The sequence below is a fragment of the Acinetobacter guerrae genome, assembly GCF_009372255.1.
Classification (GTDB): domain Bacteria; phylum Pseudomonadota; class Gammaproteobacteria; order Pseudomonadales; family Moraxellaceae; genus Acinetobacter; species Acinetobacter guerrae.
In genome coordinates, this window is the sequence record NZ_LXGN01000001.1 from 191192 (window position 1) to 202501 (window position 11310).

Consider the following 11310-nt stretch of genomic DNA (forward strand, 5'->3'; position numbering starts at 1 on the left):
CTTATTTGATTTTTGCTTTCGATTTTAAGTACTGCGTGTAATCATCCAGTTCTTGTTGTCCACGGAACTGTTGATATAGTTTGCTTAGCTCAGTTAACTGCTCTGGAGTTAATGCATTTGCAGTCGTTGAATTTACATTTGAAACACCAACCACCACTAATTCATCTGGAAGTTTAGCTGTCGTTACAGACCAAAACCCATCTTTAGGCGTTGTAACGCTAAATGCAGCACGTTCAATTTCACGTTTTAAACCTTGTGAACGTGTAAACGTACCAGCATCCTCAAACTTGATACCACTCGATGCAACAACTTGTGCCGCTGGTTGAGTTTTAAATGCGTCTAAAGACTGCGCAATCTTAGCTTTGGCAGCTTGATATGCTTTATCTTCAATCAGCTTAGCTTTTACATCAGCCGTTGCTTGTGCAAGTGGTTTAATGCCAGCAGCATGATAGTTGCGAACTTTTACCCAAACTGTATCGCCATTGGCAAGCTGAATATTACTCGAAGCATTACGATCACCATTTTTAACGTCATCATTGAAAATACGTGTTTTAACATTTGGATCACTTAATACAGGATGCCCTGTTGCCAAGGTAACGCCTTTTACAGACTCAAGATGTGTTGATTTGACTTCTTGAGTAATTGCCGTTAAGTCATCACTACTCACAACCATTTCATTCAGGCTATTCACTGCATCTGAATATGCATTTGCTGCTTTTGATTTTTGCACTTCGGCAGTTAAACGCGCTTTTTCAGATTCAAACGATGGAACAGTCGCAGCAGCAGTACTGACTTCAATAATATGATAGCCATACTGTGTTTTAACTGGCTTAGAAATTTGACCATTCGCCAAAGAGTTTATTGCTTGATCAAACTCGCTCGAAAAGACACCTGCTTGATATGCTGCAAGCAAACCGCCTTCATTTTTAGAACTAGTGTCGTCTGAATATTGTTTAGCAGCATCAGCAAAAGATAAAGTACCTGCACTAATTTTTGCATAAACATTGTTAGCAAGCTTTTGTGCATCAGCATCTGAACGTGCATCGGTCGTAATCAAAATATGTTTAATATCACGCTTCGCATCTTTCTGCTGTTTTTCGACAAACGCTTTATAAGCTTGCTGTAACTCTGCATCTGTGACTGGAGCATTTGTTACAACCTGCACAGGCGACAAAACAACATAATCAACATCTACGCTAGCAACTTGCTTAAAACTATTTTGATGTTTGTTATAGTAATCTGCAATTTCCTGATTGGTGACTGTAATCTCTTTTTTATAGTCATCCAATTTTATACTCGCCAAATGCAAGGTGCGCTGTTCAGTTTGCAGAGTCGCAATTTGATTAATATCAGCTTTACTGACCAGTGCTGTGCCATTAATGCTTGAAGTGAGCATTTTAAGCGCATGATCCTGACGAAGACTTGTAATCAATGCCTGACTGGTCATACCCACTGAACGTAAATAATTTTCATATAAGGTTTGAGAAAATTTTCCGTTTTCTTGGAAACTCGGCTGTTGTGCCAACATTTTCTCAATTTGACCATCACTAAGAGAAATTCCCAGTTTTTCAGCCTGTTGTAAAAGAACTGTACGAGCAATTAATGTATCTAATGCTGTTTGTTGTATAAATGGTTGGTTCAGTAAAGTTTCATCACCATGAGCCATCGATAAATACTGATCTTTATAAGTTTTTGTTAGGTTCTCAACATCTTTTTTAGGAATATCCTGACCGTTTACACTTTTTGCAACATCTGCTTTATTATGACTACCAAAATACCCTTCAATACCTACAAGCGCTAAAGGCGTCAAAAACAAGACAAGAAGGACTTTGCCAAGCCAACCCTTAATGATTGTACGAAACGATTCCATAAGTATTCCACTATTTTATTTCGGAGAGATTTTAACTGAAAAACCTTGCTGAATGAATGTGTAATCTCTTGCTTTTGCACTTTTTTAATAAAAAACGCGCCAAAAAAGGCGCGTTAATTTAACTAATGCAATTAAGCAACAGAATCTTTTAGACCTTTACCAGCTTTAAAGCTAGGTACTTTAGTCGCTTTAATCTGTAACTCTTCACCAGTTTTAGGATTACGTCCTGTACGAGCTGCACGGTCTTTAACACTAAAAGTGCCAAAACCAACTAAAGTAACAGTATCACCCGCTTTAAGTGCCTCTGTTACTGAAGCGATAGTCGCATCCAATGCTTTACCAGCATCAGTCTTAGACAATCCCCCTTTTTCTGCAATTGCATCAATTAATTCTGATTTATTCATGAAGATAACGTCCTCTTATTTCGTTTATTTAAAATCTAAGGCTGTAAGTTTAAAAGGCCATGACGCCTTTATAGCAATGCTTTAGGGCAAAAGGCAATACTGAATTAGGCGTTTTATCAAAAATAAACGTGAAATTTTTGTAGAAAAACGCCTAAATGCTATTTTTTTTATTTTTCACTCAATTTTGACTTTAAGTTTTCATTTTCTTCAAGTAACACATCAACCTTACTATGAAGCTGTAATAATAGTTGTTCTATATGCTGTAAATCCTTTGCAGTAACCAAACCAATTCGATTTAGAGAGTGATTAATACTCTGGTCAATCATGCGCTCAACTTTATCTTTAGTATCTGTAACCGACTCTTTGGCTTTTTCTGCTACTTTATTGACAGTGGTATCCGCAGCATCTAGCGTTTTTGACTCAAGTTCCTCGCCCACTTTGACTAATGAGTCAAATAATTTATTTCCTTCTTCTTCTGCACGTGAAAAAGCACCTAAACCAGCTAGCCAAATTTGCTTGGTATACTTTCTAAAATCAAGCGCAGATTTTCGGGAAGCTCTGGTTTTTCCTCTTGTTTTTTCAGATTCAAGTTCTGGCCCCTGTTCGATGCTTTCCTTTTCCATTATTTCATTACTCCTGATCACTTTACCGTCATGTAGCTACATTTAATCATAAAATGTATTCATAATAGCAAACCAAAGACTTGATCCTTTTGCTAAAGTGTTCTACAAAGCAGTTTAATTACTTTATTTTTTATTTATTTTTATAATTTGAGATTGGATCTCGAACTTTTTATAGCGTTAAGGACCATGTTGGTATGAGCGAGTCGCAACAAAGCAAAGAACAGTCTCATTTGTTGCTTAACATTTTGTTAATTGTACTTGAAACCGTTTTTTCGTTTATTTTAAAAAATGATGGCGTGATACGACTTCAGGCCAAAGCTTTTGTAAATAAAAAAGTTTCATTAAGAATCAATAGTTATATACCCTACTTTGACTTTTATGTGCAATTTACAGATAAAGGCGTTTTGTTTGATTTACAGGCGCCTGCCGATCGTAATGTTGACCTCGAAGTTAGTAGTACCCTGCTCGATTTGATTAAAATTTTTATTTTTGGTAATCGCCGTAGCATCAAGACCATGCGAATTGGAGGTGATACGGAACTTAAAGAGCAATTCAAAGATTTACTTTTATATTTTAGTTTGCCAAAACTTTTTGCAGATTGGAAACAATGGCTACGTCAGCCACATGAAGCAAATCAGGCGATTGCATCTAAAAAAAGAATTGCACCTTTACTTGAAAAAATTGATGCCCAACGTTCTCAAATTAATAACCTGCATGTTGAGCTTAAACAATATAAAAATCGTATTCGTCTTCTTCAACAGCGCCAACGTTTAATCAATATTGGTTTTACTATAATAACTGTCGTTTTAGTTGCTTTATTAGTGTATAATTTATGGTCAAAATAATTACAAAATAAAAGCAATTAATAAATCGATTGAATAAATATAAAAAAACTTGACTATTTTAGTCGGGATTCTTAAAATTAGCCTATCTAGTCTAAACATGTGTACCGAATCATGCGCCTTACAACTCGCGGTCGCTACGCAGTGACTGCTCTCCTTGATCTAGCTTTGCAGCCAACTGAACAAACGATCACGCTTGCCGAAATTGCAGCCCGTCAATCCATTTCAGTCGCTTATCTTGAGCAGTTATTTGCGAAATTAAAGCGTCATGGGTTAGTTTCTAGTGTTCGTGGTGCAAATGGTGGTTATCATTTAGCCCGTAAAGCCAGCGAAATTACCATTTTAGAAATCATTGAAGCCGTAAATGAAACTGTAGATGCAACACGTTGTGACCATAAAGGCAACTGTCAAAATGGTGCAATGTGTCTGACTCATGATTTATGGCAAGAACTCTCCCATCACATTGCCGATTACCTCGCAAAAATCACACTGTCTGATCTGGTCAATCGCGATACTGTACAAACTGTCGCACTTCGCCAAAATTCAACAGATTATGATTCTGCTCTCTTATCGGCTACAGGTATTTGAAATGAAACGTCCAATTTATCTTGATTATGCTGCAACTACGCCCGTACTGCCTGAAGTCGCAGAACGTATGATGGAATGCCTGACATTTGATGGTACATTTGGTAACCCTGCATCGCGTTCTCATGCGTATGGTTGGCAAGCAGAAGAAAAAGTTGAATATGCGCGTGAACAAATCGCAAATTTGATCAAAGCTGACCCACGTGAAATTGTCTGGACATCAGGTGCGACTGAATCCGATAACCTTGCATTAAAAGGTATTGCTCAGTTTTATGGTTCAAAAGGCAAACATATCATTACCAGTAAAATTGAACATAAAGCAATTTTAGATCCTTGCCGTGAACTAGAAGAGCAAGGTTTCGAGATCACTTACTTAGAACCAGAGCCACGCACAGGTTTAATCACCCCTGAAATGGTGAAAGCAGCTTTACGTCCAGATACAATTTTAGTTTCACTCATGATGGTAAACAACGAAATTGGTACTTTAACGGATGTTGCTGCTATTGGTGAACTCACTCGTGCGAACAAAACTTTCTTGCATGTTGATGCCGCTCAAGCTGCTGGTAAAGTTGAAATCGATCTTTCGACCATGAAAATTGATTTAATGAGCTTCTCAGGTCATAAAGTTTATGGTCCTAAAGGGATTGGCGCACTTTATGTTCGTCGTACTCCACGTGTTCGTTTAAAAGCACAAATACATGGCGGCGGTCATGAGCGTGGCATGCGTTCAGGTACCTTAGCAACCCATCAAATTGTAGGTATGGGTGAGGCATTTGAAATTGCTGGCAAAACCATGCAAGCTGAACAAACTCGCATTCGTCAACTACGTGACAAATTATGGAATGGCTTGCAGGGTCTTGAACAAGTGTTCTTAAATGGTCATCCTACTCACAACGTAGCAAACTATCTCAATGTTAGCTTTAACTTTGTTGAAGGTGAATCATTGATGATGGCACTTAAAGATGCGGCTGTATCTTCTGGATCAGCATGTACTTCCGCAACTCTAGAGCCATCGTATGTATTACGTGCTTTAGGTTTGTCTGATGAACTAGCACATAGCTCGATTCGTTTTAGTTTTGGTAAATACACAACTGAAGCTGATATTGACCACGTGCTCGAAATTACCAAGGCTGCTGTTGAGAAATTACGTGAACTTTCTCCGCTTTGGGATATGTATAAAGAAGGTATCGACCTTTCGACAGTGGAATGGGCTGAACATTAACCCAACGATCTATCGATTGAAAAACGTATTTCTGCCCTTATATTTAATATTAGGCTGACCCCGAGGTTTGGAGAAGCAACATGGCTTATAGTGAAAAAGTTATTGATCATTACGAAAACCCGCGTAATGTTGGTGTTTTAGATAAAAATGCTGAAAATGTAGGTACGGGAATGGTAGGTGCGCCAGCGTGTGGTGATGTAATGCGCCTACAAATTCAAGTCAATGACGAAGGTGTTATTGAAGAAGCACGTTTTAAAACTTACGGTTGTGGTTCAGCAATTGCATCTAGCTCTTTGGTTACAGAGTGGCTAAAAGGCAAGACACTTGATCAAGCGCAAGCAATCAAAAATATTGATATTGCAACTGAACTTGCTTTACCGCCTGTGAAAGTTCACTGTTCTGTTTTAGCAGAAGATGCAATCAAAGCTGCAATTGATGACTACCGCAACAAAAAGACTAAAGCTTAATTGAATGCTTTAATTTCACGGAGTTTTCATGATTCATTTAACTGAAAATGCAGCAACTCACATTCGCAATTATTTGCTGAATCGTGGTAAAGGTGAAGGCATTCGCGTGGGTGTGAAAACTTCAGGCTGTTCGGGTTTGGCTTATGTGCTTGAATTTGTCGATGACATGGATACACATGATCAAGTCTTTGAACAGCATGGTGTAAAAGTTTTTGTTGATCCCAAAAGTCTGGTCTATCTTGAAGGCTTGGAAATGGACTATGTTAAAAACGGTCTTAATGAAGGCTTTGAATTTAACAATCCCAACAAAAAAGGCGAATGTGGCTGTGGGGAATCCTTCACAGTTTAACGCCCTTGCTTTTTGAATTGATATTAAAAGCAGTGTTTTTACACTGTTTTTAATATATTTATTTACTACGGAATTCATCTCCCATGAATCATTTTGATTTGTTCAACTTGCCCGTAGCACTCGATATCGATTTAGCCACGTTAAAAGCAAATTTCCTGAACTTACAGCAACAATATCACCCAGATAAAGCTGAAGATAAAGATCAGGCGCTTATCAAATCCAGTGAAATCAATCAGGCGTATAAAACACTTTCACAAGTGGACAGTCGTGCGGCCTATCTATTATCACTCAAAAAGCAAGATCACCATCTGGATCAATCGATTAGTGATTTTGAGTTTTTGCAATCTGCTTTGGAAATTCGTGAACAGCTTGAAGAAGCAAGTGATACCGAACAACTTCAAACCCTAAAAATTGAAGTTAATCAATGGATTGATGGTTTGATTCGTGAATTTAAAATTGATTATGAAGATGAAGACTGGGGTGAAGCTCGCGATACTGTTCGTAAGTTGCGTTTTTTCCAACGCGTACTCAATGATATCGATAAAGCCGAAGATCAAATGTTGGATGATGACAGCTTTGACTTAGATGATGAATTTTAATTTAGTTGTACCGATTTACTTTCAAGGGATTTAACTCATGGCACTCTTGCAAATTGCTGAACCAGGTCAATCAAGTGCCCCGCATGAACATCGTATTGCGATTGGGATTGACCTTGGAACAACACATTCTTTAGTTGCCACTGTGCTATCTGGCAAAGCAAAAGTTTTACCAGATGACAAAGATCGCGTTTTACTGCCATCAATTGTGCATTATGCCGAGAAAGCGACTGCATATGGTGATAATGCCAAAGACTTTATCACGACAGATCCTAAAAATACCATTATTTCAGTTAAACGTTTTATGGGACGTTCTAAAGCGGATATTAAATTTCAACATCCTTATACTTTAATTGGTGCGGATAATGAAATGCCAGCTTTTGAAACTCGTGCTGGGCGTAAGACACCTGTTGAAATTTCAGCAGAAATTCTCAAGCAACTTAAAGATCGTGCAGAAACTAGCCTCAAAAATCCAGTCAATGGTGCAGTGATTACTGTACCTGCGTATTTCGATGAAGCCCAACGTCAAGCAACGCGTGATGCAGCTCAACTGGCAGGTTTAAATGTTTTACGCCTTTTAAATGAACCTACTGCTGCTGCTGTGGCTTATGGTTTAGATCAGGATACAAACCTACAAACAGATCATAATTATGTAATTTACGATCTAGGCGGCGGTACTTTTGACGTTTCAATTTTACGTTTTTCACAAGGCGTATTTGAAGTACTTGCGACAGGTGGTCATACTGCTTTAGGTGGCGATGATCTCGATCGTTTAATTGTGAAATGGGCAAAAAAACAGCTCAATATAGACACCCTAGATGATGCAGAATATGCCGCATTTATTGTCGCTGCACGTAAAGCAAAAGAAAGTTTATCCGATCTAGATCAAGTTAAATTTAAGGCACTCGACCATGTTTTAGAGTTAGATCGTGCGAGCTTTGAATCGATCATTAAAATTGCACTGGACAAAACGATCAGTGTTTGTAACCGCGTTTTACGCGACGCCAAACTGAGTCTGGATGATATTCAGAATGTGGTATTAGTCGGTGGTTCTACTCGCTCTTATGCTGTACAGAAAGCGGTTCGTGAAGTATTTAATCAAGAGCCTTTATGCACCATTAATCCAGATGAAGTTGTCGCTATTGGTGCTGCAATCACAGCCAATCAGTTGATTGGTAATTCGCAAGATGGCTCTCTCTTACTCGATGTCACCCCTCTTTCTCTTGGTTTAGAAACGATGGGCGGTTTAGTCGAACGACTGATTTCACGTAATACCGCAATTCCTGTCGCGCGTCGTCAGGAATTTACCACATATCAAGATGGTCAAACTGCCATGCTAATTCATGTGGTGCAAGGCGAGCGTGATCTGGTTGAACATTGTCGTTCACTTGGTCGTTTTGTGTTGCATGGTATTCCACCAATGACAGCAGGTCAGGCACGTATTGAAGTCACTTTTCAAGTCGATGCAGATGGACTATTAACAGTAGCCGCCCAAGAAACGACATCTGGCGTAAAAGCCCAGATTGATATCAAACCGTCTTACGGCTTGTCTGAAACAGATACGGAAAGATTACTGGTTGAAGGCTTTCAACATGCCGAAGAAGACAAACTATTACGTCATTTGCAAGAAACCAAAGTTGAAGCGCGACGCGAGCTTGAAGCACTTGAGCAGGCCTTAAAAGTTGATGCGGCCTTACTAGCCGAACCACAATTAGTCGCATTAAATGCTGCCAAAGATCATTTAAGCACCCAACTAAATGCAGACAACATTCAAGCTATTGAACAAGCTGTACAAGAGCTTAAAGTCTATAGCGATGAATTTGCAGCTTTACGTATGAACCGTCATATTGATCATGCACTCAAAGGCACCAAGCTTAACGACTGGTCAGACTCAAATTAAGAAACAGGTGAATATATGCCACGTATTAAAGTTCTTCCACATGCGCAAATTTGCCCAGAAGGTGCTGAGTTTGAAGTTGAGGAAAATGCCAACCTTTGCCAAAGCTTGCTAAACAATGGCATTAAAATTGAACACGCCTGCGATATGTCATGTGCATGTACGACTTGCCATGTGGTTGTTCGCAAAGGTTTTAACAGTCTCGAAGAAATGAATGATGTTGAAGCTGATTTGCTTGATCGTGCTTGGGGGCTAGAACCCGATTCACGCCTGTCTTGTCAGGTAAAAATCGTTGATGAAGATCTAGAAGTTGAAATTCCAAAGTATACGATTAACCATGCTTCAGAAAATCATTAATTGAGATGATTTAAATTTTAAGCCACTCAAAAGAGTGGCTTTTATTTTACTTCATCTTCAAGATTTAATTTGGCAACACCTTGTGAATTGGTTAGATTTTGTTGAACTTGAATCCGCTGGATCATTTTTTCTAACACTTCAACCAATTCTGGATATTCAAAATTTTGTACTTCTTCAAGGTTAAGTACCAAATGAAATCCTTTGTATTCATAATCAAACCATTGTTGATTATCGGTTTTTTTGCCCGTATATTTTTCCATGACTTGCCACGTCTTAACAACACCCTGAATACCTTTTAGATAAATAGGGGCTTTGGGCGCACATAGAAATTCATTTTTAACCAATTGATATGTGTCATCAGAAACTAAAATTTCATCAATTTCAGCCGCATATTGTAAGCGTGCTGCCAAATTTGCATCACGCCCTACAATGGTATAAGCCATACGATGAGTTGCGCCATAATTACCTACGTGACAGTAACCTGTACTTATTCCCATCCGAATATGTAGAGCGGGATAGCCCATCTTAATCCAACGCTCTCTTAAGAGTTTCATTTGTTGGCGCATGGCAATCGCCATTTCTACGCAAGATTTTGCGTCCTTTTCCACTCCCTGCGACGTTGGATCACCAAAAAATATGAGAATGGCATCTCCCATAAATTTATCAACAGTCGCTTCATATTGTTTGGCAATTTCTGTCATGTGACTTAAATAGTCATTCAGTAAAAAAGCCAAATCATCTGGAATTAAACTTTCGGAAAGCTCAGTGAATCCCTGAATATCAGAAAAGAAAATCGTCAGCTTTTTACGTTTATATTCGATTTTTGCTTCTGATTCCCCGCGCATGATCGACTGCCAAAGTTGCAACGGTGCATAACGACTGAGCTGATTAGAAAACGCCATATAACGCGTCATTTGATTATAATAGTGCTGACGCAAATGAGTCAGTTTTTCGATTTGTATATGCTGATAATAATTGCCAATATTAATAAACATAATCAGGCAAATTAAGCTAATGACCGTAAGTTCCTGACTTGTTGGCTCAAAATAGTCCTGAAAACCAAAAATAAAAATTGTACTGGCATAAAAAACACTAATCCCAATCATGCCTGACAACGAGGCAGCCATAAAAGAAATTTTGCTATTTATTGCGCTATATAATAAGGCAAATAAAGTGGTAAAGGTTAAAACCAAACTTAAATGCACACCAGCCAATGAGACTGCAACGACAATACTATCTATCACAAAAAAAATATTTCTGGATACATTCTTATCAAATTTGTATTGTAACCAGCGATCTAATTTTGGAGTTATAAATAAAATAAAAACAAGAAAAACTGGAATATAGAGCTGATAGTTAGCATCAGGCGAGGTAAAAGAATAAATAACCTCTATCAGTGACAGTATGAAATATCCCATCATACGATGAAAATAAGCAAACTGACGCGGTTCTCTATCGACCAGCCTATCTAATGGCACACTACTCTCCGATCTTTAACTTAAACCACATAAATCCCTATGTGGTTCAACACAGACTTAGTTCATATGCCAATCGAATGGCATATCACCCTGTCCACGCAAAGCTAACATCAAAGTCTGGCGCATGTGTGCGAGTACATCATTGCTATAAGGCACAGCAGGCGTTCCCCAAACTGGTTTAGGCCAAGCCACATCATTTTGATAACGAACTACATGATGAAAATGCAACTGTGGAACCATATTTCCAAGCGCAGCCACGTTCATTTTATCTGCACGAAAAACACGTGCTAATTGGCTTGACAACCAGCTAGATTCACGGAGGAACTGTTCCTGATCAGCTTGGCTCAATTCATAAAGTTCGGTAATACCTGGCACGCGCGGCACAAGAATCAACCATGGAAATTGCATATCATTCATTAAACGACATGTTGAAAGCGGAAAATCGCCTACAAAAAAAGTATCTTGAGCAAGTTGTGGATGCAAACTAAACATATCTTTATAAATGACGCATGAATTATGATGGCTAATACTATCACAACACTTGTGATGTGAATATTATTAGTACCTTGTTTACTTACAAATAACAATGATTTTATTCAATTATTCATCAATAAAAGTTC

Annotated in this window: 13 protein-coding genes; 8 read left to right on the plus strand and 5 right to left on the minus strand. The window is 38.5% G+C overall.

The window, feature by feature from the left end:
- Position 1 precedes the first annotated feature (1 nt).
- From A7A69_RS00875 to A7A69_RS00885, 3 genes are all read right to left on the minus strand, one after another.
- Positions 2–1870 (minus strand): SurA N-terminal domain-containing protein, encoded by a 1869-nt coding sequence (locus A7A69_RS00875; RefSeq protein WP_152875987.1) that lies wholly within the window; start codon positions 1868–1870, stop codon positions 2–4.
- Between the two features lie 131 nt (positions 1871–2001).
- Positions 2002–2274 carry an HU family DNA-binding protein gene (locus tag A7A69_RS00880; RefSeq protein ID WP_120369226.1) on the minus strand — a complete coding sequence of 91 codons (273 nt, stop codon included), beginning with the start codon at positions 2272–2274 and terminating at the stop codon, positions 2002–2004.
- A gap of 167 nt (positions 2275–2441) precedes the next feature.
- Entirely contained in the window at positions 2442–2897 is a 456-nt protein-coding gene (locus A7A69_RS00885; protein WP_151982142.1) for a phasin family protein, read from the minus strand.
- Positions 2898–3091: 194 nt separating this feature from the next.
- Here A7A69_RS00885 and A7A69_RS00890 point away from each other — a divergent pair, with 194 nt between their 5' ends.
- The 8 genes from A7A69_RS00890 to fdx all read left to right on the plus strand — a co-directional run bounded on the left by A7A69_RS00890 (position 3092) and on the right by fdx (position 9212).
- Positions 3092–3742 (plus strand): hypothetical protein, encoded by a 651-nt coding sequence (locus A7A69_RS00890; RefSeq protein WP_152875988.1) that lies wholly within the window; start codon positions 3092–3094, stop codon positions 3740–3742.
- 111 nt (positions 3743–3853) lie between these two features.
- Positions 3854–4327 (plus strand): Rrf2 family transcriptional regulator, encoded by a 474-nt coding sequence (locus A7A69_RS00895; RefSeq protein WP_120369229.1) that lies wholly within the window; start codon positions 3854–3856, stop codon positions 4325–4327.
- A gap of 1 nt (position 4328) precedes the next feature.
- Positions 4329–5546 (plus strand): IscS subfamily cysteine desulfurase, encoded by a 1218-nt coding sequence (locus tag A7A69_RS00900; protein WP_152875989.1) that lies wholly within the window; start codon positions 4329–4331, stop codon positions 5544–5546.
- An 80-nt stretch (positions 5547–5626) separates the two neighbouring features.
- Positions 5627–6013 carry a Fe-S cluster assembly scaffold IscU gene (iscU, locus tag A7A69_RS00905; protein WP_120369231.1) on the plus strand — a complete coding sequence of 129 codons (387 nt, stop codon included), beginning with the start codon at positions 5627–5629 and terminating at the stop codon, positions 6011–6013.
- A gap of 28 nt (positions 6014–6041) precedes the next feature.
- The gene (gene iscA / locus A7A69_RS00910) at positions 6042–6362 is read left to right on the plus strand and encodes an iron-sulfur cluster assembly protein IscA (RefSeq protein WP_120369232.1); all 321 of its coding nucleotides are present in this window, start codon (positions 6042–6044) and stop codon (positions 6360–6362) included.
- Between the two features lie 83 nt (positions 6363–6445).
- Entirely contained in the window at positions 6446–6961 is a 516-nt protein-coding gene (gene hscB / locus A7A69_RS00915; RefSeq protein ID WP_120369233.1) for a Fe-S protein assembly co-chaperone HscB, read from the plus strand.
- A 37-nt stretch (positions 6962–6998) separates the two neighbouring features.
- The gene (hscA, locus tag A7A69_RS00920; RefSeq protein WP_152875990.1) at positions 6999–8858 is read left to right on the plus strand and encodes a Fe-S protein assembly chaperone HscA; all 1860 of its coding nucleotides are present in this window, start codon (positions 6999–7001) and stop codon (positions 8856–8858) included.
- A gap of 15 nt (positions 8859–8873) precedes the next feature.
- The gene (gene fdx, locus A7A69_RS00925; protein ID WP_120369235.1) at positions 8874–9212 is read left to right on the plus strand and encodes an ISC system 2Fe-2S type ferredoxin; all 339 of its coding nucleotides are present in this window, start codon (positions 8874–8876) and stop codon (positions 9210–9212) included.
- A 41-nt stretch (positions 9213–9253) separates the two neighbouring features.
- Here the strand turns inward: fdx and A7A69_RS00930 are convergent, their stop codons facing one another.
- Together A7A69_RS00930 and A7A69_RS00935 are read right to left on the minus strand one after the other, a co-directional pair.
- On the minus strand, positions 9254–10633 hold the full coding sequence (locus tag A7A69_RS00930; RefSeq protein ID WP_152876176.1) for an adenylate/guanylate cyclase domain-containing protein: 1380 nt from the start codon (positions 10631–10633) through the stop codon (positions 9254–9256).
- A 114-nt stretch (positions 10634–10747) separates the two neighbouring features.
- Positions 10748–11182 (minus strand): HIT domain-containing protein, encoded by a 435-nt coding sequence (locus A7A69_RS00935; protein WP_120369237.1) that lies wholly within the window; start codon positions 11180–11182, stop codon positions 10748–10750.
- Positions 11183–11310 lie beyond the last annotated feature (128 nt).

Coding starts and splice junctions, on each gene's coding strand:
- A7A69_RS00875 (WP_152875987.1), bottom strand. CDS start 1,870: ATGGAATCGTTTCGTACAATCATTAAGGGTTGGCTTGGCAAAGTCCTT.
- hscB (WP_120369233.1), top strand. CDS start 6,446: ATGAATCATTTTGATTTGTTCAACTTGCCCGTAGCACTCGATATCGAT.
- A7A69_RS00890 (WP_152875988.1), top strand. CDS start 3,092: ATGAGCGAGTCGCAACAAAGCAAAGAACAGTCTCATTTGTTGCTTAAC.
- hscA (WP_152875990.1), top strand. CDS start 6,999: ATGGCACTCTTGCAAATTGCTGAACCAGGTCAATCAAGTGCCCCGCAT.
- iscA (WP_120369232.1), top strand. CDS start 6,042: ATGATTCATTTAACTGAAAATGCAGCAACTCACATTCGCAATTATTTG.
- A7A69_RS00880 (WP_120369226.1), bottom strand. CDS start 2,274: ATGAATAAATCAGAATTAATTGATGCAATTGCAGAAAAAGGGGGATTG.
- A7A69_RS00900 (WP_152875989.1), top strand. CDS start 4,329: ATGAAACGTCCAATTTATCTTGATTATGCTGCAACTACGCCCGTACTG.
- fdx (WP_120369235.1), top strand. CDS start 8,874: ATGCCACGTATTAAAGTTCTTCCACATGCGCAAATTTGCCCAGAAGGT.
- A7A69_RS00895 (WP_120369229.1), top strand. CDS start 3,854: ATGCGCCTTACAACTCGCGGTCGCTACGCAGTGACTGCTCTCCTTGAT.
- iscU (WP_120369231.1), top strand. CDS start 5,627: ATGGCTTATAGTGAAAAAGTTATTGATCATTACGAAAACCCGCGTAAT.
- A7A69_RS00935 (WP_120369237.1), bottom strand. CDS start 11,182: ATGTTTAGTTTGCATCCACAACTTGCTCAAGATACTTTTTTTGTAGGC.
- A7A69_RS00885 (WP_151982142.1), bottom strand. CDS start 2,897: ATGGAAAAGGAAAGCATCGAACAGGGGCCAGAACTTGAATCTGAAAAA.
- A7A69_RS00930 (WP_152876176.1), bottom strand. CDS start 10,633: ATGATGGGATATTTCATACTGTCACTGATAGAGGTTATTTATTCTTTT.